This is a genomic window from Pantoea sp. RIT-PI-b (assembly GCF_001187905.1).
Taxonomy (GTDB): Bacteria; Pseudomonadota; Gammaproteobacteria; order Enterobacterales; family Enterobacteriaceae; genus Pantoea; species Pantoea nemavictus.
On sequence record NZ_LGIS01000007.1, the window covers coordinates 1 to 24,051 of the forward strand.

At 54.9% G+C, this 24,051-nt stretch carries 24 protein-coding genes, 1 other RNA gene and 1 pseudogene; 9 read left to right on the forward strand and 17 right to left on the reverse strand.

Annotated features, from left to right (window positions below):
- Positions 1 to 163 precede the first annotated feature (163 nt).
- Positions 164 to 1,063 (reverse strand): LysR family transcriptional regulator, encoded by a 900-nt coding sequence (locus AC790_RS00110; protein ID WP_007890349.1) that lies wholly within the window; start codon positions 1,061 to 1,063, stop codon positions 164 to 166.
- Positions 1,064 to 1,192: 129 nt separating this feature from the next.
- Between AC790_RS00110 and AC790_RS00115 the strand changes: the two genes are divergently transcribed.
- Positions 1,193 to 1,894: a pirin family protein gene (locus AC790_RS00115; protein ID WP_049850543.1), complete on the forward strand. Its 702-nt coding sequence runs from the start codon at positions 1,193 to 1,195 to the stop codon at positions 1,892 to 1,894.
- A 41-nt stretch (positions 1,895 to 1,935) separates the two neighbouring features.
- Here the strand turns inward: AC790_RS00115 and dolP are convergent, their stop codons facing one another.
- The 4 genes from dolP to AC790_RS00135 are packed head-to-tail and all read right to left on the reverse strand — an operon-like array spanning position 1,936 to position 5,508.
- Positions 1,936 to 2,508: a division/outer membrane stress-associated lipid-binding lipoprotein gene (gene dolP, locus AC790_RS00120; RefSeq protein WP_007890351.1), complete on the reverse strand. Its 573-nt coding sequence runs from the start codon at positions 2,506 to 2,508 to the stop codon at positions 1,936 to 1,938.
- A gap of 14 nt (positions 2,509 to 2,522) precedes the next feature.
- On the reverse strand, positions 2,523 to 3,110 hold the full coding sequence (gene diaA, locus AC790_RS00125; RefSeq protein WP_007890352.1) for a DnaA initiator-associating protein DiaA: 588 nt from the start codon (positions 3,108 to 3,110) through the stop codon (positions 2,523 to 2,525).
- A 14-nt stretch (positions 3,111 to 3,124) separates the two neighbouring features.
- Complete coding sequence (locus AC790_RS00130; protein WP_007890353.1) at positions 3,125 to 3,520, reverse strand: YraN family protein; 396 nt, start codon at positions 3,518 to 3,520, stop codon at positions 3,125 to 3,127.
- Positions 3,478 to 5,508 carry a penicillin-binding protein activator gene (locus AC790_RS00135; protein WP_049850544.1) on the reverse strand — a complete coding sequence of 677 codons (2,031 nt, stop codon included), beginning with the start codon at positions 5,506 to 5,508 and terminating at the stop codon, positions 3,478 to 3,480. Before AC790_RS00135 ends, AC790_RS00130 begins: the two co-directional genes overlap by 43 nt.
- A gap of 62 nt (positions 5,509 to 5,570) precedes the next feature.
- Here AC790_RS00135 and rsmI point away from each other — a divergent pair, with 62 nt between their 5' ends.
- The 5 genes and pseudogenes from rsmI (at position 5,571) to AC790_RS00155 (ending at position 9,324) form a co-directional block, all read left to right on the forward strand.
- Positions 5,571 to 6,434 (forward strand): 16S rRNA (cytidine(1402)-2'-O)-methyltransferase, encoded by an 864-nt coding sequence (gene rsmI / locus AC790_RS00140; protein WP_049850545.1) that lies wholly within the window; start codon positions 5,571 to 5,573, stop codon positions 6,432 to 6,434.
- Positions 6,435 to 6,467: 33 nt separating this feature from the next.
- An RNA gene (rnpB, locus tag AC790_RS01430) (RNase P RNA component class A) lies at positions 6,468 to 6,846 on the forward strand.
- Between the two features lie 517 nt (positions 6,847 to 7,363).
- Entirely contained in the window at positions 7,364 to 7,714 is a 351-nt protein-coding gene (gene mdtJ, locus AC790_RS00145; protein WP_049850546.1) for a multidrug/spermidine efflux SMR transporter subunit MdtJ, read from the forward strand.
- A complete protein-coding gene (mdtI, locus tag AC790_RS00150) occupies positions 7,701 to 8,030 on the forward strand; it encodes a multidrug/spermidine efflux SMR transporter subunit MdtI (protein WP_007890357.1) in 330 nt (109 codons plus the stop codon). The genes mdtJ and mdtI overlap by 14 nt, the downstream gene beginning before the upstream one ends.
- Before the next feature lie 110 nt (positions 8,031 to 8,140).
- A pseudogene (locus tag AC790_RS00155) lies at positions 8,141 to 9,324 on the forward strand (glycosyltransferase).
- 5 nt (positions 9,325 to 9,329) lie between these two features.
- Here AC790_RS00155 and AC790_RS00160 read toward each other — a convergent pair.
- The 9 genes from AC790_RS00160 to exuR form a co-directional block, all read right to left on the reverse strand.
- Positions 9,330 to 10,304, reverse strand: coding sequence for a glutathione S-transferase family protein (locus tag AC790_RS00160; RefSeq protein ID WP_049850547.1), 975 nt, complete (start codon positions 10,302 to 10,304; stop codon positions 9,330 to 9,332).
- An 80-nt stretch (positions 10,305 to 10,384) separates the two neighbouring features.
- Entirely contained in the window at positions 10,385 to 10,795 is a 411-nt protein-coding gene (locus AC790_RS00165) for a DoxX family protein (protein ID WP_007890360.1), read from the reverse strand.
- A gap of 207 nt (positions 10,796 to 11,002) precedes the next feature.
- Positions 11,003 to 11,287 (reverse strand): YqjK-like family protein, encoded by a 285-nt coding sequence (locus AC790_RS00170; protein ID WP_049850548.1) that lies wholly within the window; start codon positions 11,285 to 11,287, stop codon positions 11,003 to 11,005.
- Complete coding sequence (locus AC790_RS00175) at positions 11,284 to 11,682, reverse strand: phage holin family protein (RefSeq protein ID WP_180822553.1); 399 nt, start codon at positions 11,680 to 11,682, stop codon at positions 11,284 to 11,286. Before AC790_RS00175 ends, AC790_RS00170 begins: the two co-directional genes overlap by 4 nt.
- Before the next feature lie 2 nt (positions 11,683 to 11,684).
- Positions 11,685 to 11,990 (reverse strand): YqjD family protein, encoded by a 306-nt coding sequence (locus AC790_RS00180; RefSeq protein WP_007890363.1) that lies wholly within the window; start codon positions 11,988 to 11,990, stop codon positions 11,685 to 11,687.
- Between the two features lie 35 nt (positions 11,991 to 12,025).
- Entirely contained in the window at positions 12,026 to 12,397 is a 372-nt protein-coding gene (locus AC790_RS00185; protein ID WP_152929102.1) for a DUF1090 domain-containing protein, read from the reverse strand.
- A gap of 174 nt (positions 12,398 to 12,571) precedes the next feature.
- Positions 12,572 to 12,940 carry an EnvZ/OmpR regulon moderator MzrA gene (gene mzrA / locus AC790_RS00190; protein WP_007890365.1) on the reverse strand — a complete coding sequence of 123 codons (369 nt, stop codon included), beginning with the start codon at positions 12,938 to 12,940 and terminating at the stop codon, positions 12,572 to 12,574.
- Positions 12,937 to 13,614 (reverse strand): DedA family protein, encoded by a 678-nt coding sequence (locus tag AC790_RS00195; protein ID WP_007890366.1) that lies wholly within the window; start codon positions 13,612 to 13,614, stop codon positions 12,937 to 12,939. Before AC790_RS00195 ends, mzrA begins: the two co-directional genes overlap by 4 nt.
- A 334-nt stretch (positions 13,615 to 13,948) precedes the next feature.
- Entirely contained in the window at positions 13,949 to 14,722 is a 774-nt protein-coding gene (gene exuR / locus AC790_RS00200; protein WP_049850550.1) for a transcriptional regulator ExuR, read from the reverse strand.
- Between the two features lie 444 nt (positions 14,723 to 15,166).
- On the opposite strand from exuR, the gene uxaC reads away from it, so the two are divergent.
- The 3 genes from uxaC to AC790_RS00215 are packed head-to-tail and all read left to right on the forward strand — an operon-like array spanning position 15,167 to position 19,528.
- On the forward strand, positions 15,167 to 16,582 hold the full coding sequence (gene uxaC, locus AC790_RS00205) for a glucuronate isomerase (RefSeq protein ID WP_049850551.1): 1,416 nt from the start codon (positions 15,167 to 15,169) through the stop codon (positions 16,580 to 16,582).
- Positions 16,583 to 16,584: 2 nt separating this feature from the next.
- Positions 16,585 to 18,033 carry a tagaturonate reductase gene (locus AC790_RS00210; RefSeq protein WP_049850716.1) on the forward strand — a complete coding sequence of 483 codons (1,449 nt, stop codon included), beginning with the start codon at positions 16,585 to 16,587 and terminating at the stop codon, positions 18,031 to 18,033.
- 4 nt (positions 18,034 to 18,037) lie between these two features.
- Positions 18,038 to 19,528, forward strand: coding sequence for a UxaA family hydrolase (locus tag AC790_RS00215; RefSeq protein WP_049850552.1), 1,491 nt, complete (start codon positions 18,038 to 18,040; stop codon positions 19,526 to 19,528).
- Positions 19,529 to 20,270: 742 nt separating this feature from the next.
- Here AC790_RS00215 and sstT read toward each other — a convergent pair.
- The 3 genes from sstT to AC790_RS00230 all read right to left on the reverse strand — a co-directional run bounded on the left by sstT (position 20,271) and on the right by AC790_RS00230 (position 23,967).
- Entirely contained in the window at positions 20,271 to 21,518 is a 1,248-nt protein-coding gene (sstT, locus tag AC790_RS00220; protein ID WP_009127511.1) for a serine/threonine transporter SstT, read from the reverse strand.
- 230 nt (positions 21,519 to 21,748) lie between these two features.
- Complete coding sequence (locus AC790_RS00225; RefSeq protein WP_049850553.1) at positions 21,749 to 22,720, reverse strand: TerC family protein; 972 nt, start codon at positions 22,718 to 22,720, stop codon at positions 21,749 to 21,751.
- A 260-nt stretch (positions 22,721 to 22,980) separates the two neighbouring features.
- Positions 22,981 to 23,967, reverse strand: a complete 987-nt coding sequence (locus AC790_RS00230) for a Gfo/Idh/MocA family protein (protein ID WP_049850554.1) — start codon at positions 23,965 to 23,967, stop codon at positions 22,981 to 22,983.
- Between the last annotated feature and the right edge of the window lie 84 nt (positions 23,968 to 24,051).

Consider the following 24,051-nt stretch of genomic DNA (forward strand, 5'->3'; position numbering starts at 1 on the left):
CCGGGGGTGCCAGAGCTCTCAGTAAACCCCCCCCCCCCCCCCCCCCCCCCCCGGCAGCGGGGGAACGACCCCCCCCCCCCTTCGCCTCGACCCGTAACCTGTGGCAGTATCTTCCTCCCCCATTTATGGGGGAGGACCGAGGAGGGGGACAGCCAGAACCTACTTAACCGCGTTTCGCCAGCAACCGGGGGATCTCGCGCAAACACCAGGCTTTGGCTTCGCCCATGCTGTCACGGCGCCACGCCATAATTATGTCTACTTCACGCGTATACTCCGCGCTCACCACACGTAAACGGCCTTCCGCAATATCCTGCTCCACCATCGGATACGGCATGGTCGCGACGCCCAAACCGGCTAACAGCGCACGACGCTTATCGTCCATGCTGCTTACCGTCAGGCGCTGCTGCTTATCCAGCAGCTGCACCGTGAGCACCGGACGTTCACGTGCGGTATCTGCCACCGCGATGCCGCGGTATTTCACGCGCGTCACTTCGGAGAGCGGTTCCGCTTCCTGATGAATCGGGTGATCCGGGCTGGCAACATACACGCTCATAATGCTGTAGAGCTTGCGGGTATTGATCTCGGTCGAGGCGCGAAAATGCATATCCGGCGCAATCACGATATCCGCGCGCCCTTGCTCCAGCCGCTCCCAGGCACCCGCTAACACCTCGGTGACCAGCGAAATCTGCGTGTTGGCTTTTTCTGACAGCTTCTCAACTAAGGGAAACAGACGATCGGTGGGAACCAGCGCCTCGGCAACGATGGTGAGATGTGTCTCCCAACCGCGTGCCAACGCTTCGGCATCGGTGGTGAGTTTATCGGCGGCTTCCAGCAGGACGCGACCACGCTCCAGCAGCATGCGCCCGACGTTAGTGAACTTGGTGCGGTGACCTGAGCGGTCAAACAGCACCACATCCAGCTCTTCCTCCAGCTTCTGCATGGTGTAGCTCAAAGCGGAAGGGACGCGGCCCAGTTCATCGGCCGCAGCGGCAAAACTGCCACGACGGTCAATCGCATCCATCACACGTAAAGCTTCGAGTGTTAACGCGCGGTCTTTTGCCATGCCGATTCTCTGTCAGTAAATTTGAACATGCCAGGCAGATTAACTGGCTTACAATCCGGCGTCCAGACTTTTACCATGATCTCATCAAGCCTGCGGTCGACTCTCACCGCAGCGCGTCGGAGGATTATCATGATGACAACCCGCTGCGCGTCCGCATGTGGCCAGGCCGATTTCGGTTGGTTGCAGGCGCGCTACAGCTTCTCATTTGGCCACTATTTTGATCCAAAACTAATGGGCTACGCGTCTTTGCGCGTGCTTAACCAGGAAATTCTGGCACCGGGCGCCGCGTTTCAGCCGCGCAGCTATCCGCAGGTCGATGTGCTGAATTTGGTATTGCAGGGTGAAGCCGAGTATCGCGATAGCGAAGGCAATCATCTTATCGCGCGTGAAGGCGAGGCGATGCTGCTTTCTGCCCGTCAGAACGTGAACTATAGCGAAATCAATATCAGTAAAGATCGCCCGTTAACCCGCATGCAGCTGTGGTTAGCGGCTTGCCCGGAGCGTGAAAATCCGCTGTTGCAAAAACTCGACTTATCGCAGCAAACCAGCGTGCTGATCGCCTCACCCGATGGCGCGCATGGCAGCCTGCAACTGCGCCAGCAAGTGTGGGTGCATCAGGTGACGTTAGCGCCTGGCGAGCAGTTCACCGTGAAACTACATGGGCCGCGTGCTTATCTGCAATCGATTCACGGTTCGCTGGACGTACAGGCAAGCAGCGCCAATCAGCAGCCGCTGAGCTGCGGTGACGGGGCGTTTCTCAGTGATGAGCATCAGATCAGTTTGCAGGCCAAAACGCCGCTGCGCGCGCTGGTGATTGATCTTCCGGCATAAAAAAGGGCGACCGAAGTCGCCCTGATGTTCTGCTTCAACGCTTACTTAAGAATAGTGAAAGCGGTGGTGACATGCTTCACGCCGCTCACTCGGCTGGCGACATCCGCCGCTGCCTGCGCTTCCTGTGCTGTTACCAGACCCAGCAGGAACACTTCACCGTTTTCGGTGGTCACTTTCACGTTGGATGATTTCACCTGATCGCTACCCAGCAGCTGTGAGCGGATTTTGGTGGTGATCCAGGTATCTGACGACGAAGTGCCGAAGCTGACTTTCTGGCCGCTACGGATTTCGTTGTACACCTCGGTGGCGCCATCAACGCCCATGGCGATCTGCTTAGCGCGGCTCGCCAGGTCTGGGGTCGGTGATTGACCGGTCAGCAGCACTTTGCCCTGATAGGCCGTCACCACCACGCGCGCCTGATTTTTGATTTGTTCATCTTTTGCCAGCGCGTTGGTGACGCGCAGCTCCAGCGTACCGTCATCCACCTGCGTGCCCACGGTGCGCGGGTCGGTGGCGGTTTTCGTGGCCACGGCAGCACTGCCTGCGACCACGGCGACACAGCCTTGCAGCAGCAGGGCGGTTAAGAGAATGGCGACAGCGTTCAATGCTTTCATTTGAGCTCCTTCAGTCATTCCTGGTGTGGGAATAAAGTGTTATCAATCAAATCGCACAGGCAGTTCAGCGTCAGCATATGCATCTCCTGAATGCGGGCACTGCGATGTGATGGAATGCGAATTTCCACATCATGCGGACCGAGCAGGCCCGCCAGCTCACCGCCATCATGGCCGGTTAACGCAACGATGGTCATATCGCGGGTAACCGCAGCTTCAACCGCTTTAACGATATCGCGGGTGTTGCCACGGGTAGAAATGGCCAGCAGTACATCACCAGCCTGACCAAGCGCTCGAACCTGCTTGGCGTAAATTTCATCGTGCAGACGATCGTTACCAATCGCCGTCAGCATCACATTATCAGCGCTCAGCGCCAGCGCAGGCAGGCTGGGACGTTCCGTCTCAAAACGGTTGATCATGCTGGCCGCAAAATGCTGGGCGTTGGCCGACGACGCACCGTTACCGCAGCTAAGGATTTTGTTACCGTTCAGTAGCGACTGCACCAGCGTCATCGCGGCGCGGGAAATCGCATCGGGCAGCGCTTCGGCTGCGGCGATTTGGGTCTGAATACTCTCGGTAAAACACGCTTTAATTCTGTCCTGCACAAGACCACCTGGTTCTATCCATCGGCATTAAAGGCATCGGGCAGCCACTCCAGCTCACGCCCGGTAATGGCAATGATGTCAAAACGGCAATTCACCGTATCAAAACTACCGCCGCGCGCCAGCAACCAGAGCGCGGCGGCACGCAGCAGCTTTTGTTGTTTCTGACGCGTGACGCTAGCGGCGGCACCGCCGTAGCGGGCATCGCGCCGATAGCGCACTTCAACAAAAACCCAACAATCGGCGTCGCGCATAATCAGGTCAATTTCCCCGCTGCGACAGTGCACATTGCTGGCGAACCACTGCAGCCCGGCGCGCTCCAGATAGCGGCGCGCCAGTTGTTCCTGCTCAGCGCCAATACGCTGGCGGTTTACTGCACCGGAACGATCTGTCCCTGACGATATTGGTTCCATGCCAACTTCCTGTTGATCACGCAATCCGTGTCGGCGTTCAGCTTGCCGGTGTTGCCATCAATGGCAAAGCCTGGCACCTGACGCATCTGGTTAAAGTGATTCGCCAGCGTCCAGGCATCAATGCCCATCGCGTAGAGACGAACCAGCGAATAATCGTTGTTAAACGACTTCGCCGCCTGCTGCATCAGACCCGGATTACTGCCGGACAGCAGCGGAATATCGCTGAATTGCAAACCATCCATCTCCAGACGGAAATCGGGTCCAGCCCCGGCCTGCGCGCTGCGTGAACTGGCATACAGCGCGGTATTGTTACGGCTGCTGGTGCGCATCGCAATCATCGGCTTGATCAGCTGCAGTTCATCCTGGCTGGCAACAATGTACACCGCATCTACGCTGCCGCCGCTGGTATCGGCGGTGGGCGCCGGTGCGCTAGCTTGTGGGGCCGGAATCGTCAGGCCGGCAATCGCTACACCCTGTGATTGCTCTGGCTCAACGGTCAACGGCGTACCGCTTAGCGCGATACCTGCACCGCTATTGATACCTTGTTTCAGTTCTGCCACGCCACCAAAACGCTGCTGCAGCACGGTTGAACCACCCAGCTTTTGCCACTCCTGCGCAAACGCTTTGCTGATGCGATCGCCATAACTGCTACGTGGAACCAGCAGCAGCGGCTGACGTTTGCCCTGATCGTAGATATGGTGCGCGGCATCGCGCGCTTCGTCTTCAGGAGAAAGCGCAAAATAACAAATATTCGGATGGTTCTGGATCTGTTCTGGCTCATTCAACGCCAATACGTTCAGTGCCGTTTGGCTATTAACCACCTGTTCCACGTCGTTTTTCAACAGCGGGCCAACCACCAGTGTGGCGCCATCCTGCTGGGCCTGCTGCATGACCTGGGCTATCGGCTGGCTACTGGTGTCATACACTTTCACCTGCGCATTGCTGTCGGCCTGGGCTGCTGCGGGCTGAGCGGCAGGCTGCGGCTGTTCAGTTTGCTGCGGTGTGTTACCCGCCATGGCTGGGCTCACCACGCTGTTCGCCTCAGTATTACTGTCAGCGGAAGGTTGAGCATTGGCATCGGCTGCGGCAGGTGCTGGGGCCGCTTGTGGCGCAGGCGCATTGAGCACGCCATTACGGGCATCGGTGAAGCCTTTCTGGATCGCGTTAGCAAACACTTGCGCCTGGCCGTTGAGTGGCAGCAGCAGGGCAATGGTGTTGGTGGAGGCTTTAGTGAAATTCTGTACCTGGCTAAGCTGGGTTGGCAGGGTTTTCGCACCCGGATTCTGCGGATAACGCGTTTGCCAGTCCTGTATCGCCGCTTTCAACATCTGTGGATCCTGGCTGTTTGCGCGCCAGGTGTTCAGCAGATCCAGCCAGCCTTGCAGCGTGTTTTCATCCGCATTGATGACCAGACTGTTGATTTGATCCTGAGTCATCTGCGTCAGCGCTTGCCAGGTCGCATCAATATTGCTGAGGTGATCGGCCCCTTTCAGCAGCGGTTCCTGAGCAATATAGGCGCGCAGCAGCGCGAGCGACGGACGATTTTGTGCGGCTGCGATTTGCAGCGCGTAGTAGCGCACCTGCTGATCTGACGATAAGTCGCCGCTTTTCACCTGGCCAAGCAGCTGCTGCGCACCGCTATAATCCTGCTGGCCAATCTGCATCTGTGCGCGCAGCAGTAGCAGTTCTTGCTGTTGCACATCACTCAGTTGCTGCGGCAGTTGATTGAGCTGATTCGCCGCCTGCGGATACTTTCCTTCCTTCAACAGGGCACGGATGGCAAGTAATTGCCAGTCGGTCTTGCTATCATCGCTGCTTTGCTGCACCTGCTGCAGATAATAGTCAGATCGGCCTGTCGCAGGACCCTGAATATTGACGTTAGAGGTTTGTTGCGGTCCCTGACCACTACATGCGGCTAAAATCAGCCCAGCGAGAAGAACAGGTACTAAGCGTCCTGCTTTATGACGTACGACTTTTGAAGGAAGCATACTGTATCCAGTGATGTTTTTTTCAAGATGCTCAATATTAAATCGGCAATTCGGATGAAACAATGAAACAACTCGATCGGGCAGAGATTTCTGCCAGCACGCTCTATATCGTTCCTACCCCGATCGGTAACCTGGGTGATATCACTCAACGAGCGTTGACGGTGCTCTCAAGCGTCGATCTAGTCGCAGCGGAAGATACACGTCATACCGGGCTGTTGCTACAACATTTCGCCATCAATGCGCGACTCTTCGCACTTCACGACCACAACGAACAGCAGAAAGCCGAGGTGCTTTTAGCCAGGCTGCAAGAGGGCCAAAGCATCGCGCTGGTCTCCGATGCGGGCACGCCGTTAATCAACGATCCTGGCTATCATTTGGTGCGTCGCTGCCGTGAAGCGGGCGTGCGCGTGGTGCCGTTACCTGGCGCCTGCGCCGCGATCACAGCATTAAGCGCGGCGGGGTTACCGTCCGATCGTTTCTGTTACGAAGGATTTCTGCCGGCCAAAAGTAAAGGGCGCTGTGATGTGCTGCGTGCGCTGGGTGAAGAGCCACGAACGCTGATTTTCTACGAATCAACACATCGGCTTATCGATAGCCTGCAGGATATGGTCAGCGTTTGGGGCGGCGAGCGCTATGTGGTGCTGGCGCGTGAGTTGACCAAAACCTGGGAGTCGCTGCATGGGGCGCCGGTGGGCGAGTTGCTGGCGTGGGTGCTGGAAGATGAGAACCGCCGTAAAGGCGAGATAGTGCTGATTGTCGAAGGCCATAAAGCCGATGAAGAGGCGCTGCCTGCCGAAGCGCTGCGTACCCTGGCGCTGTTGCAAAAAGAACTGCCATTGAAGAAAGCGGCCGCGCTGACGGCGGAAATTCATGGCGTTAAGAAGAACGCACTCTATAAGTACGCGCTGGAGCAGCAAGAGGCGTGACAAACGGCGGCGGATCGCCTATTATCCCGCGCCGAAGCTGACTAGACAGTCGCCGCTTTGTCGTCGTCCTCTTTCGGGGGGAGACGGGCAAAGGGGAGGAAAGTCCGGGCTCCATAGGGCAGGGTGCCAGGTAACGCCTGGGGGGCGCAAGCCTACGACCAGTGCAACAGAGAGCAAACCGCCGATGGCCCAGTAATGGGATCAGGTAAGGGTGAAAGGGTGCGGTAAGAGCGCACCGCGCGGCTGGCAACAGTTCGTGGCACGGTAAACTCCACCCGGAGCAAGGCCAAATAGGGGTTCACAAGGTACGGCCCGTACTGAACCCGGGTAGGCTGCTTGAGCCAGTGAGCGATTGCTGGCCTAGATGAATGACTGTCCACGACAGAACCCGGCTTATCGGTCAGTTTCGACTTTTTTAAACACAAAACCCGCTTCGGCGGGTTTTGTGTTTTATGGGAGTTGGGTGCGTGCTGCCCCTCATCCTAACCTTCTCCCACAGGCGGGAGAACCGGGAGAAGGTACCTATCGCGCGAGCTGTCAGACTGCAACCATCGGTTTCCTCTCCCTTGGGTGAGGGCACAAACTCGCATAGGATTAATTAAGTCCTCTCACGTAAAGAAATGAAAATCCCGGAAAATATACTTGAGGCTATGCCAGAATAGGCGCGTGTATAACTACTGAGGACAAATTTAATCCACACTGACGAGAAGCAACAACGTGGATAAGTTGTAATTTTATGGACAAAATGTTTGCGCCAAATAAAGCCTGTATCTCTTCTTCTCTCTTTGATTCCAATTGCCCAATCTGCGATCAGCACTGGCGCTTCGCGCTTTAGATCCACTCTCTCCTTTTCTACATTTTTAATTTAACGTTGCTAACACGCATATTTTCGCGTGGATGGCGTTTATTTCTCGTTCAGGAGAGAAATCATGCTGTATTGGATTTTATTAGCGCTAGCGATCGCGGCGGAGATTATTGGCACGGTTTCCATGAAATGGGCCAGTGTTAACGGTGGCAACGCCGGTTATATTTTTATGCTGGTGATGATTGCACTATCTTATATTTGTTTATCTTTTGCGATTAAGCGTATTGCGCTTGGCGTGGCTTATGCCATGTGGGAAGGCGTTGGTATTCTATTTATTACGCTGTTTAGCGTGTTGCTATTCGATGAGGTTTTATCTGCTGTTAAAGTCGCCGGTCTGATGACATTAATTGCTGGCATCGTGCTGATCAAAACGGGCACGCTGAGCCGTAAGGAGCTGCGTCATGGCAACCTTTAACTGGATACATATTGCGTGGCTGGTGCTGGCCATTGGCCTGGAGATCGTCGCCAATATATTTCTGAAATACTCGAATGGTTTCCGTCGTCCGCTATTTGGCGTGTTATCGCTGGTTGCGGTGTTGGCAGCATTCAGCGCGTTGGCTCAGGCAGTGAAAGGCATCGATTTGACGGTCGCCTACGCGTTATGGGGCGGGTTGGGTTTAGTGGCCACGGTAGCGGCGGGCTGGATACTGTTTGGGCAAAGGTTATCTCGCATTGGTTGGTTAGGTGTCGGGCTACTGTTAGTGGGGATGATCCTAATAAAATTTGCCTGAGATCTTTGAAACCAAGTGATAATCCCACTTTCAAGACCGCTCTTGAAGTCATGACCAGAGAAGTTTGGTTGCATTAAGCCCCCATTTTGGCTTAAGGCTCAGCAAACATCATGAAGATCATCACCAGCGGAGAAGGATATCCGGAGAAACGGAATATCCTGGTGAACGCGGATTATCACTATATTAATGGTAAAAAAAGAAACCTCTATTTTTACCTCAACGCGATCAGACAAAGATTATTAAAGAAAAATAAAATATTCCGTTTCCAGGGCATACCGGGTTGTATGCCATCCGACGTTGAGGTAATCCATCTTTTTAATGAAGTGGCAATTAGCCCAACTAAATGGGTCGCCACCTTTAAACGGAGATTCCACGCGTACTGCCGGTTGCTGGCATAAGCAAAGTCGATAATCCTGAACTGCATGCCCAAATGAAATGGGTGGCCGCACCAGCATGCATCGGCCTCATTGCTATTTCAGAGGCGACACGCAATATTCAGCTTAAGTTGCTGAGCAGTTTTCCTGCTTATCAGGACACCATTGCCAGTAAAATTCGCGTGTTGCACCCGCCTCAGCCTTTATTAGCATCACAGCCTCGCGCGGTCTCAGCAGATAAACTGCAGTTCACCTTTGTAGGTAATGAGTTTTACCGCAAAGGAGGGGCCGAAGTGGTGCTGGCATTTACGGAATTATTCGAGGCTGGAGCGATCGATCAAGATAGCGTGCAGGTTACGCTGATCGGTGATGTATCTCGTCGACACAATATTGCGCATCGTCAGTTTCAGGATTCAGCCGTCTTCTACAGCCAAATTGAAAATTCACTGCAGAAGCTGCCCATTTTCCAGCACAAAACCTGTCTGACACCTGCTGAAGTGATAGCGCAGTTGCAGCAGACCGATGTGGGGCTGCTGCCCACCTGGCAAGATACCTACGGGTTCTCTGTTCTGGAAATGCAGGCGTGCGGTTGCCCGGTGATCAGTACCAATATTCGCGCGCTACCTGAGATCAATCCCGCCACTGCGGGTTGGTTAATCGAGTATCCGACTAACGAGATGTATGAATATTCGGTTGATTCACTGCAGGCGAAGGACGCGATCAGGAAGGCACTGGTGGAACAGCTAAAAGTGCACATTATGGATGCAGTTGAGAATCGACAAGCGATCAGTCTGCGCTCAGCCCAGGCGATGGAGCGCATTCGCATTCAGCACGATCCGCTTATTTTCCAGCAGCGCCTGAGTGAGATTTATGCGTCTGTGCCACTCGAAACCAGCCATCTTCTTCCGATGGCTGGCTAAGTACATCAGCCCCGGCCGTGTGGCTCATCCCAGTCAAAGGCTGGGCCGAGTGAAATAACGCCGCTTGGGTTGATGGTTTTGTGGCTGCAATAGTAGTGATGGCGGATATGCGGCAGGTTAACCGTATCGGCGATACCGGGCATTTGGTAGATGTCGCGCAGGAAGCCGCTGAGATTGCGGTAATCGCTGATACGGTGACGGTCGCACTTAAAGTGGGTGACGTAGACCGGATCAAAGCGCACCAGAGTCGTCCAAAGTCGCAGATCGGCCTCAGTAAGCTTATCGCCAGTGAGATAGCGATGCTGACCCAGTATCTGTTCCAGACGCGCCAGTGAATGGAACAACGCCGTCACCGATTCATCGTAAGCCGCCTGCGAAGTGGCAAAACCGCTCTTATAGACGCCGTTGTTCACCGTGTCGTAAATCCAGCCATTCACGTCGTCAATCTTGTCGCGCAGTTCAGCTGGATAATAGTCGCCCGCGCGAGCGCCCTGCGCATCAAACGCGCTGTTCAGCATGCGCATGATATCGGCAGATTCATTGCTAACGATGGTTTGCTGGGTTTTATCCCACAGCACCGGGACGGTAACGCGCCCGCTATAGTGCGCATCGGCATGCAGATAGATCTGATAGAGAAACTCTTTTTGATACAGTGCGTCGCCGGTGGCATCGGGGAAGTTGTCGTCGAAGGTCCAGCCGTTCTCCAGCATCAGCGGATGTACCACCGAAACCGAAATCATCTCTTCTAATCCTTTGAGTTGGCGCATCAACAGCGTGCGATGTGCCCACGGACAAGCGAGAGAGACATACAGATGATAACGGCCCCGTTCGGCGGCGAAGCCCGCGTTGCCGGTGGGTCCTGCGCTGCCATCAGCGGTAATCCAGTTGCGCCAGACGGCTTCTGTGCGTTTGAAGCGGCCACCGGTTGACTTCGTATCGTACCAGGTGTCGTGCCAGACACCGTCAATCAGCTGTCCCATAAGCCCTCCATAATAAAAAGGGGCGAGGAAAATCCCCGCCCCTGTCATTCAGTATATGTGTTCTCTAACGCTTGTGCTGCTTAGCGTGCTGTCGCTGGCTGAGCGCGCTGACGAATCAGGCGGTCAATGCTGTAAGCACCTGGACCAACCAAGCCCAGCACCAGGAAACCACCGGCGATGGAGAGGTTTTTCATGAACATCAGCTGGTTAACGCCTTCAGCGAAGTTGCTGTGGAACAGGAACGCCGTCAGCAGGGTGAAGCCAGCGGTGAACAGTGCAGTAAAGCGCGTCAGGAAACCGAACAGAATCGCCAGACCGCCGCCAAACTCCAGCAGAATAACCAGCGGCAGCAGGAAGCCAGGGACGCCCATCGCCTGCATATATTGTGCGGTACCGGCATAACCGGTGATTTTGCCCCAACCTGCAGTAATAAACAGAATGGTCATTAATACGCGTGCTACCAGCAGGCCTGAGTCTTCGAATTTTTTCATCATCTACTCCAACAAGGTTTTTGTGGCAGGTTGTTGGCCTGCGGGTTTTTAATCCCTTTGAACCGGTTGTTTCAGTTCACTGGGCTGATGGAGGGAGATAATAATCGCAGGATGAAAGAGTTGTAAGCGAGATAAACTGTCAATGTTGTTCAGTAAATTTGAGGGGAACAAAACCGGACCATTACGATCCGGTTTTAAGTAGAGGGATTAGCGCTTTTCTAGCGTCGATTTGATCATGCGCCAGGTGCTCCAGGCGCCGAAACTGCGCTTAGCCCAGCGCAGCAGACGATTGGGGCTGCGAATCGACCAAATGGCCAGTGCGCTGCTACCAATCGCCAGATAACGACGCATACCGATAATGGTTAACCAACCACGATCGTATTGCGCGGTGCCAGCCAGCCAGTCACGACCATCGGCGCTCAGATCGAGCCGCTGCTGCTGCACCTGATTCAGCAGTTCGTGAATGCGGGCTTCACGTTCGCGGCGGCTCATGAGCGATGCTCCTCCAACAGCGTGCGGTCGGTATCCAGCTCTTTACGCGTATGACGCAGCAGCGTTGACTGGCGCGATTTGTAAAGGGTCCATAAACCGAAGATCAATGCCAGCGCAAACAGCACGCCAGTGGTGATCGCGATGGCCATCAGACGATATTGTGCATCGACCGCCCAGATGATAAGCACCATCAGGCTCATTAGACCGAAAGCGGTGAACAGCATGGTCAGGCCAACCATCATCAGCATCTGAATCAGGTTTGCCTTCTCCTCTTCCAGTTCCACGATCGCCAGTCGGACACGCGTCTCGACCATGCTAACCAAAGTGGTAACTATCCGCTGACCGATGTTAAAGACCCCTTTGCCGGGGCCGTGGCTTTGCTGACTATCACTCATCATTAACGCCGTGAGATTAAAATGCCGATTAGAATACCTACCGCTGCCCCGATGCCTACGCCGTGCCATGGATTGTCGCGCACGTATTCATCTGCCTTTTCCGCCGCTTCACGCGTGGTTTGTGCGATACGTTCGCCAGAATCACCCAGGCGTTCACGGGAGCTTTCAATAGCACCACGCGCTTTATGACGCAGTTTATCCAGCTCGCCTTTGGATTTATCTGCTGAGCTACTCAGCACTTCTTCCAGGGTATCAGCCAGATTTTTCAATTCAGCGCGCAGATGTTCAGATGTTGTTTCTTTAGCCATGGAAATCTCCTTTTACAGCATGTAGTTAAGTCCGATTAATAAGGTTCAGCTTCAAGCTTTTTCAGTTCGTGCTGTGCCTCTTCTAGCTTACGTTCGCGCTTCTCAATTTTGTCTTTATCGCCGTCCTGACGCTCTTCCTTCAGCTCGCGCTCGCGCTCGGCGATTTTATGCTTCTGCTCTGCGATGCGTTCGCTGTGTGCCGATTTCAGTTTCTCATCGGTGCAGCCTGCGCGGACTTCGGTCAACGCACGCTCCAGCCCGGTTACGCGGCGCTGGTTGTCATGCTGCTTCGCCATATCGATCTCGCGCTGAATATCTTGCTCTTTTTGTTGGCAGAGCGATTCAGCCGCCAGCAGCGAACCCGAGAGTGAGAAAAGAATAGCACCTAGCAGTAATTGATGTTTCATCAGGTAGTGACCTTCCATTGTTGATGACCTGCCATAGACCGGACAGGAGAGGCATCCCAGCATGTCTTAGGCTTACGCTACCTCTAAGGATAGACAGCAGACGAAAAAATTCAAAGAAGACGCGGGGATAGCGAGGATTAGCTTACCGCCCGACTTAGCGTCAGGCGGTAACATTTAACTGTATGTTGGGCGAGTGGCGTCAGGGTATTGCTGCGAAGCCTGTGGGCCGGCAGCCACAACGAAGCCTTGTGGTAACAGGCGTTTCAGAACTTTCTGTGCCGCCAGACTCTGTTCTTCATTCTCAAAATGAATCACCAGCGCGTCGCCAGAGGGCGTAATACTTTTGATACGCACGCCCTGCGCGGAAAGTTGCTGATACAGGTAAAAACCATCGGGCAGATTGGTGCCGCTATTCGCCACGCGGATTTGCACCACGGTTTCATGCTGCATCAAGTTCGGAATGAAACAGACGGCCAGCAACGCGAAGGCGCCACCCAGCGCCCAAGGCAGTAAACGCCTTGGGAATCCACGGAGTTTGATCATGGCTGTGAATTCCCGTTGCGAGTTGACTGACGCTTACGCCAAAGCACGACTAAAGAACCGACCAGGCCGATCACCAGCAGCACTAGCGGCAGCAGCATCAGACACAACATCAACTCATCTTCGTAACGACGGAAAATCGGCGTTTTGCCCAGCGCGAAGCCCAGCACGGTGAGAATCAGTACCCACAGGAAGCCACTTACCCAGTTAAAGAACTGGAAGCGCGCGTTACTCAGGCCAGAAAGACCCGCGATGGTAGGCAGCAAAGTACGCACAAAGGCAATAAAGCGACCAATCAGCAGGGCAGATAAGCCGTGGCGATGGAACAGGGCGTGCGCGCGCTGGTGATATTGCGCGGGCAAATGCGAAAGCCAGTTTTGCACGGTGGGCGTGTTACCCAGCCATCGCCCCTGGATGTAACTCACCCAGCAACCCAGGCTGGCGCCGGTGGTCAAAATCAGCAGAGTAAGTGGGAAACCCATGGTGCCTTTAGCAATCAGAACGCCGACCAGAATCAGTAAACTGTCACCAGGCAGAAAAGCAGCGGGAAGCAGTCCATTTTCTAAAAACAGAATCATGAACAACACACCATAAATGGCCCAAACCAGCGTGGGGTCGGAGAGCATTTCGTAATCCTGCTGCCATAAGGCATGCAGCAATGCTTGCAAAATATCCATCAATCATTCCTGAACATCATTGTTAAACGTGCCCGTGAGGGGCTGAGGCGCAGACTGGCGTTGGTTATACATTTTAGATAAGCAGCCTGAGCAGGAGTTTCCGGATCCTTCCAGAATTGATTGTTAAATCAGCGACTTTTAAAAGCCCTGTCGCAAAGGGTAATAAAAGGGCGATAACTGTAACAAAAATAACGTTATCCAGACAGGGGAAAGTGCCTGCCGCACAGGAGTTTTACCTTTAGACGCAGGTGGTCAAAAGGAGCTTTACATGAGCTGACACTATTGCAGACTAACTGACTTTTTCGGCAACAAAATGCCTGAAAAATAAGCAGGATCAGCGTGGTTTTTCGCTAGCTTCCGGCAGGATGACCGGATTTTCCGCAAACATGTAACGATCAACGTTAAATTCGAAATCGTCAGTCGTCGCGTTGAACAGCATCTGTTTAGTATTTTCCAGATGTTGCCACATTGCCAGCTTACTGGCGGCGGGATCTTTGCGTATGAGTGCTTTGAGGATCTGGTCGTGATCGTCACACCAGCTGGTGATATTTTTGGCATCAATATGCTCATGCAATTTGAGCCAGTAGGGATTGTGCAGACGATGCAGCCACATTTTTTCGACAATCGCCGCTAAGGCACTGTTTTGCGTGGATTGCGCGATGCGTACGTGAAACTCCATATCCCAGGCGGAGTCGCGCGAGTGATCTTCCTGACGTGCTTTTTCCTGAATCGCCATCAGTGCCACAATGTCCTGCCGCGTCACCTGCGTGGCGGCAAATTCGGCAACGTTACTCTCAATCAACTGACGTGCCTGTAACAACTCGAAGGGACCGAAATTAGCGAACTCCAGCTGGCTGGATGTCACCACCCGATTCTGCTGCTGATTACTCATCACGTGGATGCCGGAGCCTTTACGCACCTCCACGTAACCTTCCACTTCCAGCATGATAATCGCTTCGCGCACCACGGTGCGGCTCACCTGCATCTCTTCCGCGATCAGACGTTCGGCGGGCAGTTTGTCGCCGATGCTGTAATCGCCTGCTTCAATACGGCGTTTAAGTTCGCTGGCGAGCTGTTGATACAAGCGTCGTGATTCGGTCAGGTCCATTGCGCGGTCCGCTGTGGAATAAAGTTGAGTTGTTATACCACTTCAGCCGCACAGAGGAAATGGGCTGGCCAGCGCCAGCCCGAAGAGGATTAATAACTTTCTTAACGGATTACCTTATGGCTTAAACGTTGCATTCGAAAGCGGCTGCTTTTCTCACTCATGACGTTCCTGGCCTCTGCCATAAATGCGTAGCAATTGAGTCAAGAGCCAACTTGTTATACACCTTTGAAATTTCAATGCTATCGCGTAACTTCTCCCCTCGAAGTTTATTATCTTTAATTTAATTAAAAACAAATACTTATTTGTTGTTATCTGCGGGCTCATCTCTATACCCACAGTGAAACTGTCATTATTGTGAGTCGGATCGCAAACAATTATCCCGATCGCCTAAATTGGTATGATAACTTTGAGTTAAAGCCACTTGGCCACAAAGAGGAAGCAGGTATGTCGCGTTTTATGAGTGAGGATTTTCTACTCGACACCGAGTTCGCCCGTCGTCTGTACCATGACTACGCTAAAGATCAGCCGATTTTCGACTATCACTGTCACTTGCCGCCGCAGCAGATTGCCGACAACTACCGCTTCACCAACCTCTATGACATCTGGCTGAAAGGCGATCACTACAAATGGCGAGCAATGCGCGCCAACGGCGTGCCGGAGACGTTGTGCACCGGTGATGCCAGCGATCGTGAGAAATTCAATGCCTGGGCGCGCACCGTGCCGCATACCATCGGCAATCCGCTTTATCACTGGACGCACCTTGAACTCCGTCGACCTTTCGGCATCACTGATGTGCTGCTGAATGAACAGAGCGCCGATGGCATTTGGCAGCAGTGTAACGAACTGCTGGCGCAGGATGCATTTAGCGCACGCGGCATCATGCAGCAGATGAATGTGAAGATGGTCGGCACCACCGACGATCCGCTCGATGACCTGCAGCACCACCGCAAGCTGGCGCAGGACAGCAGTTTTGGCGTCAAAGTGCTGCCGAGCTGGCGTCCGGACAAAGCCTTTAATATTGAGCTGGAGAGTTTCCTGCCGTGGATTCAGCGCCTGGAGCAGGTGGCGGATGTCAGCGTGCAGCGTTTCGACGATCTGCGCCGTGCCTTGAGCCAGCGACTCGATCACTTCGCCGCGCACGGCTGCAAAATCTCCGATCACGCGCTGGATGTGGTGGTGTTTGCTGAAGCTGATGAAGCCACGTTGGATGCCATTTTGGCGCGTCGTCTGCAAGGCGCGGCACCTTCCACAGAAGAGACGGCACAATTTAAAAGCGCGGTGCTGGTGTGGCTGGGTAGCGAATATGCGCGCCGCGGCTGGGCGCAGCAGTATCACATTGGCGCGCTGCGTAACGCCAATCGCCGCCAGTTCGACATCCTCGGCCCGGATGTGGGCTTCGATTCGATCAACGATGCGCCGCTGGCGATTCCGCTGGCGCGCTTGCTGGATGCGCAGAACCGCAATAATGCGCTGCCAAAAACCATCCTCTACTGCGTCAACCCGCGCGATAACGAAGTGCTGGCCACCATGGCGGGCAATTTCCAGGGTGAAGGCGAACCGGGCAAGATGCAGTTTGGTTCGGCGTGGTGGTTCAACGATCAGCTCGACGGCATGCAGCGCCAAATGACCCAGCTAGCGCAAATCGGCCTGCTGAGCCGCTTTGTCGGCATGCTCACCGATAGCCGCAGTTTCCTCTCCTACACGCGCCACGAATATTTCCGTCGCCTGCTATGCCAGATGATCGGCAACTGGGTAGAACGTGGCGAAGCGCCGGCCGATGAGGCGTTGTTAGGGCAGATGGTGCAGAACATCAGTTTTAACAATGCGCGCGATTACTTCGGCATTGAGCTGGGAGCCTGATGATGCAGCGACTCAACCGCCAGAATTTCCCCGGAGCGCACTATAGCGAGCGCGTCATCCAGTTCGGTGAAGGCAACTTCCTGCGTGCCTTTATCGATTGGCAACTCGACTGGCTTAATCAGCATCAACACACCGACGCGGGCGTAGTCGTGGTGCGGCCGCGCAACCGCGTAGTGGAAGAGACGCTAAATCAGCAAGAGGGTCTATACACCACGCTGATTCGCGGACTAAACGCCGCGGGTGAGCAGGTGAGTGAAACCCGGCTGATTCGTAGCGTGAATCGTGAAATTCAGCCGTATCAACAATTTGAAGATTTTCTTGCGTTGGCGCGTGCGCCGCAGATGCGCTTTGTATTCTCCAATACCACCGAAGCCGGCATTGTTTTTGTCGCAGAGGATCGGCTGGACGATGCGCCAGCGTCCTCGTTTCCCGGCAAGCTGACGCAGTTGCTGTGGGCGCGCTTTAACCACTTTGCTGCGGCCAGCGATAAAGGTTGGCTCATCGTACCTTGCGAACTGATCGATTATAACGGCGACACGCTGCGCGAGTTGGTAATGCGCTACATCAAGCATTGGCAGCTGCCGCCGGAGTTTGCGCGCTGGCTGCAGGATCACTGTGCTTTCTACAACACGCTGGTGGATCGCATTGTCACCGGCTATCCGGCCGACAGCGCGGCAATTGAGGCGCAGTTGGGCTATCAGGATCGCTATCTGGTGGCGGGCGAAGTCTATTACCAGTTTGTGATTCAGGGGCCGGATGCATTGGCTCAGGAGCTGAAGCTCGACACGCTGGCGCCGGAAGTGAAGCTGGTGGATGACATCACGCCGTACAAAGCGCAGAAAGTGGCGATTCTTAACGGTGCACACACCGCGCTGGTGCCGGTAGCGTTTCAGGCGGGTGTGGAGAGCGTCGGAGAAGCGATGGACGACGCGCAAATTGCCGGCTTTGTTGATGCCCTGCTGCGCGAGGAGGTGATCCCGACGCTGGATCTGCCGCGCGATGAGCTGCACGCCTTCGCCGACGCGGTGCAGCGCCGTTTCCGCAATCCCTTTATTCGCCATGCGCTGCTTTCGATTGCCCTAAACGGCATGACCAAATTCCGTACCCGTTTACTGCCACAGCTACTGCTGGCGCAGCAGCAAAACGGGCAATGGCCTGCACGTCTGACCTTCGCCTTTGCCGCACTGCTGGCGTTTTATCGCGGTGAAGAGGATGAGCGTCGCTGGCCGCTGCAGGACGACGAACACTGGCTGCAGCGTTTTGCTGAGCTATGGCCAGCGGTACATAACGATAAACAGACCCCGGAACAGTTGGTGCGCGCGGTACTCAGCGATGCCAACCACTGGGGCGAAGATCTCACTCAGCGGCCAGGATTAGTGGCTGCGGTAAGCCAACACCTGCAAAACATCATCGTCCACGGGATGCGGACGGCGCTGACCCAACTGAGATAACGCTATGCAAGATGCCATTAGAATTCATTCACGCGATAACGTTGCTGTAGCGTTGCGCGATTTGCCCGCCAATACCCAGGTCGAGATTAATCAACAAGCGATTACCTTGCAGCAGGAGGTCGGACGCGGTCACAAGTTTGCCCTGCAGCCTTTAGCCGCCGGTGAACTGGTGATCAAGTACGGCTTGCCGATCGCCCATGCTACTCAGCCGATCGCTGCGGGTGAAATCATTCACTCCAGCAATGCACGCACCAATCTGAGCGACGTGGACGAGTATGACTATCAGCCCGATTTTCTCGCACTGCCGCCACAGGCCGGTGACCGCGACGTGCAGATCTATCGTCGTGCCAGCGGTGAAGTGGGCATCCGCAATGAGCTGTGGATTCTGCCCACCGTGGGATGCGTAAACGGTATTGCACGGCAGATCCTGACACGCTTTATGAAAGAAACCCATGACGCTGAAGGTATTGATGGCGTACACCTGTTTAGTCATCCGTTTGGCTGCTCGCAGCTCGGACAGGATCACGAGAACACCCGGACCATGCTGCAAAATATGGTGCGGCACCCCAATGCTGGCGCCGTACTGGTGATTGGCCTGGGCTGCGAGAATAATCAGGTCGATGTGTTCCGCGAAACGCTCGGTGGCTTTGATAGCGATCGCGTGCAGTTTATGGAGTGTCAGAAGCAGGATGATGAAGTCGAAGCGGGGCTGGAACGCCTGCATGCGCTTTATCAGGCGATGCGCGCGGACAAGCGTCAGCCGGGCAAACTTAGTGAGCTGAAGTTTGGTCTGGAATGCGGCGGCTCAGACGGCTTTTCCGGTATCACCGCCAACCCGATGCTGGGCTGTTTCTCTGACCAGATGATCGCTAACGGTGGTACCACGGTGCTGACCGAAGTGCCGGAGATGTTTGGTGCCGAGCGTATTTTGATGAGCCGCTGCCGCGATGAAGCCACCTTTGAAAAGACCGTGGCGATGATCAACGACTTCAAACGCTACTTTATCGATCATCAGCAGCCCATCTACGAGAACCCGTCGCCGGGCAACAAAGCAGGCGGCATCACCACGCTGGAAGAGAAGTCGCTTGGCTGTACGCAAAAGGCCGGACAAAGCCAGGTGGTGGATGTGCTGAAGTACGGTGAGCGCTTACACACGCCGGGACTCAATCTGTTGAGCGCGCCGGGTAATGATGCGGTAGCCACCAGCGCGCTGGCAGGCGCGGGCTGTCATATGGTGCTGTTTACCACCGGCCGCGGCACGCCGTACGGCGGTTTTGTACCAACGGTGAAGATCGCTACCAATACGCAGTTGGCCGAGAAAAAACCGCACTGGATCGATTTTAATGCCGGGCGCTTGATTGAAGGCATGAGTATGGAGGCGATGCTGGCGGATTTCGTCGATATGATTGTAGCGATTGCCAATGGCCAACCGGCGCGCAATGAAACCAACGATTTCCGCGAGTTAGCCATCTTCAAAAGCGGTGTGACTTTGTGAGGTCGCCATTGATGGCGTAATGCCGATCAGTTAAGCGCTGAGCGACTTTCGTTCGCCATCGGCTGAGGCAGTTTCATCTACGCCGTGCGGCGACCGAGAAGAGGGCGTCTAGGCCACGCCCTCTTCACTCCCCGGCCCTGCGCCAGCCCACCCCGCCGCTACGCGGTGCCTTCACTCAATCGCGATTCCTGACGGACCGGCGGCGATTCGCTCCTGCTCAGCGCCGCCTCTCGCCGCATCCCTGCGGCTCGCCCTGGAATCCCTCACTCGCTCAGCGGGATGGGATGTCGCCTCAACACCTGCGCTGTAGCATCAATGCCTATCCCTGAATCATCATCGCTGTAACGCCTGTAGGGTCGCCATTCATGGCGACCACGTGCCCCATAATCTTCAGCCTGCAAAATTTCAAACCAGATACGGTAATGACAGGCGATGGTGTTGGGCGCTATCCGCAGCGCCGAGCGCAGAGTGACGGCCAGGATGAGCCGACAGGACGTCGGCGAAAGCGCGGCATGAGCCAGGGATGGCGAATCCGCGCGGTCCGTCAGGCCGGAGCGATAAGCGAGGGAACAGCGAGGACGGCGCAGGCGCGGATTGCTAAGGTCCGCGCCTTCGGACCTTAGCCCGGCCGCTGGCTTCACACATTCTGAAACTGCCATATGCATAGCGGGCGGAACCCCCGCAGAGCCAGTACGCTGCTTAACTAACGTGCATTACGCCATTTATGGCGATCCATCACACACTATTCCGATTCTGAAACCGTACGACGCGGCGCGCGCTCGGCTTCTGCCTGGCAAACCGCCGCGGTAAACAGAATATCCGTCGAGGAGTTGAGTGCGGTCTCGGCGGAATCCTGCAGCACGCCAATAATGAAGCCCACTGCCACCACCTGCATCGCCAAATCGTTCGGAATGCCAAACATATTGCAGGCCACCGGAATCAGCAGCAGTGAGCCGCCGGCCACACCGGATGCGCCACAGGCACACAGCGACGCCACCAGACTCAACAGAATCGCGGTTGGTACATCCACCGAGATGCCCAGCGTGTGTACCGCGGCCAGCGTCAACACAGTTATGGTGATCGATGCGCCCGCCATGCTGATGGTGGCACCGAGCGGAATCGACACGGAATAGGTGTCTTCATCCAGATTAAGACGCTTAGCCAGCGCCATATTCACCGGAATATTGGCCGCCGAGCTGCGAGTGAAGAAGGCGGTCACGCCGCTTTCACGCAGGCAGGTAAACACCAGCGGATAGGGATTACGACGAATCTTCTGGAACACCAGCATCGGGTTGATCACCAGCGCCATAATCAGCATGCAGCCGAGCAGCAGCGCCAGCAGATTGGCGTATTCCCAGATGGCGTCAAAACCGGTCGAGGCGAGGATGGAGGCTACCAGGCCAAAAATCCCCAGCGGCGCACAGCGAATCACACAGCGCACCACCCAGGTGGCGGCATTGGACGCATCGTTGAGGAACGCTTTGCTGCTGGGGCTGGCATGACGAAACGCCAGACCTAAGCCCAGCGCCCAGACCAGAATGCCGATGTAGTTGGCGTTCATCAGTGCGTCAATCGGATTGGAAACCATGCTGATCAGCAGGCCGTGCAGCACTTCGCTAATGCCCGACGGTGGGGTGATTTGCGTGGCACCGACGTTCATCGACAGCGTCTGCGGGAACAGATGACTGAAGATCACCGCCACCACGGCAGCAAAGAAGGTGCTGAGCAGATACAGCATGATAATCGGGCGGATATTGGTTTTCTGTCCCTGCTGATGGTTGGCGATGGAAGAGATCACCAGCACCAGTACCAGCAGCGGCGCGACGGCTTTCAGCGCGCGCACGAACAGCTCACCCAGCAAGCCAACGGCTAATGCGGCGTCGCGCGAGAACCACGCCAGCGCCACGCCAGCCACCAGGCCGATCATGATTTGTTTTACCAGGCTTCCTGCGAACAGCGCGCCCAGACGTCCAATAAAGTTGTTTTGCATATCACAGTCTTTTTATTCGCGGTCATGAGTGTTGTGCGCGGTTCTCCCGCGCGCAACGGTTTGCCCGGCGGAGTATAAGGAAAAGAGTTAGCGAGGAAAGAGATAATTCTGTGCATGCGCAGCAGATCGGTTTTTTGATCTGCTGATGATGGGAAGTGTGATAGATATATAAAAGGCGAAGGTTGCTACTGGCGAAACAAAGCAGGGGCGATTAGCGCCCCTGCAGAAGATTATGGTGAGATCTTCTTCTGGTCGTTTCTGTGGTTCACCCAGGCGTTGATCAGCAGCGTACCGCCGAGAATCACGCCCACCACCGTCAGCGAGATGCCGACTGGAATGTGGTAGAACTCGACGATCAGCATCTTGATTCCGATAAACACCAACACAATCGCCAAACCGTATTTCAGCATGGAGAAACGTTCCGCCACGTTAGCCAGTAGGAAATACATGGCACGTAGACCGAGAATCGCGAACAGGTTTGAGGTCAGCACAATGAATGGATCGGTGGTCACCGCGAAGATAGCGGGGATACTGTCCACGGCGAAAATCACATCGCTCAGTTCGACCGTGATCAGCACCAACAGCAGCGGCGTCGCGAACAGCACGCCGTTTTTGCGGGTGAAGAACTTCTCACCATCCAGGCTATCGGTCATACGCAGATGCTTACGCAGCCAGCGCACCACTGGCTTGTCGCCGACCGCGTTGTCATCTTCCTCTTTCGCCAGCGCCATTTTGAGGCCAGTGAACAGCAGGAAGGCGCCGAATACGTAAAGAATCCAGCTGAACTGGGTAACCAAATAGCTACCGGCGAAGATCATGATGGTACGCAGTACAATCGCGCCTAATACGCCATAAATCAGTACACGACGTTGCAAATTGGCTGGTACAGCGAAGTAGCTAAACAGCATTAGCCAGACAAAAACGTTATCGACCGCCAGCGCTTTTTCTAACACGTAGCCGGTGAGGAAAGCGAGGGTTTGCGCGGTAGCGACTTCGCGTCCGGCGGTACCGTCGAGATACCACCAGAACGCAGCGCTAAACAGCAGCGAAACGGAGACCCAAACCAGTGACCATATCGCTGCTTGTTTAAATGACATAGTTTGTGCGCCGCGTCGGCCCTGTAACAGCAGGTCGATCGCTAGCATGATGAGCACTACAACAGCAAAGCTGCCCCAAAGTAACGGTGTGCCTACAGAGTGCATAGTCATATCCTTTTCTGAACATAAAAAAAGCGGCTGAAGTCAGAAGACGTCAGCCGCTTTGATGGTGCTGCAAGCAAACCTCGCCTTCCGGCAAGGTCTCACTTACAACTCAGAATAGATTCCGGGTTGCCTGACGACCGGATGCGTGTTGCGCATCGTAATGACGATCAATCAGCGTTGAAGTTACTCCCCTTTGCAGCGCTCAACATACGGAGTTCAATAATCGCTTTCAAGAGGGCGCCAGAAATGTTTTGCAATATTTACACTTCAGCCCGATCGGCCGGGAAAACCACGCCCGTCTGGCGGCGAATTTCCGTGAGCAGTTGCGCCGTAATGCGCGAGGTTTCTAACGCGGCATGCTCAACTTCACCGGCTTCAACCAGTTTGGCAAAGGTTTCTGCTTCATACAGCATGGTATTAATGTGCTGCGGCTGAGTCAGGTTTTGGCTCTCGCCGCCGCGCGGGATAAAGCGCAGCTGCTGGCATTCGGAGATCTTTTCGATCACCAGCGATCCCGCTTCCCCTTGAATCTCACTGGGGATCAGTGAATCGCTAACTTTGGAGTGCAGCAAGGTGACATCAAAATCGCCGTAGCCCAGTACCACCACGCCATGCGCATCCACGCCGCTTTCCAGCAAAGAGGCTTGCGCTTTGACCTGCTGCGGCGCGCCCCACAGCGTGACGGCGGCGGCGAGGCAGTAGAAACCAATATCCATTATGGAACCGTTCGACCAGCGTGGATTAAAGGTATTCGGGTTTTCACCATCCAGATAGCGCTGATAGCGCGACGAATACTGGCAATAGTTGATCAAGGCTTTGCGCAGTTTGCCCAGCTGCGGCAAGGTTTTTTGTAGCTGCAGGAACGTCGGCAGGCTGGCGGTTTTGAAGGCTTCGAACAACACCACCTGATGCTCACGGGCACAGGCAATCATCGCCTCCGCTTCGCGCAGGTTCGAGGCCATTGGCTTCTCGCAAATCACATGCTTACCGTGTGACATAAACAGCATCGCTTGCTCGCTGTGCAATGCATTTGGGCTGGCGATATACACCGCATCGATTTCGCTGCTGGTGGCGAGTTCATCCAGCGAGGTGAACGTCAACTTGCAGGGATAATCCACCACAAAAGCGTCGGCTTGCTGCTGATTACGAGAATAAACGCCGCTCAGCTTCATCTTGCCGGTTTCATGTGCGGCGTCGATAAACTGGCGGGTGATCCAGTTGGTTCCCACGATGGCGAAACGAATCACGTGCTGCTCTCCTGCTAAAGTAAAACGGCAGAGTAGCATGTTGATTGCAGCGGAAGTCAGGTGAAATTTGATCCTGGGATCCGC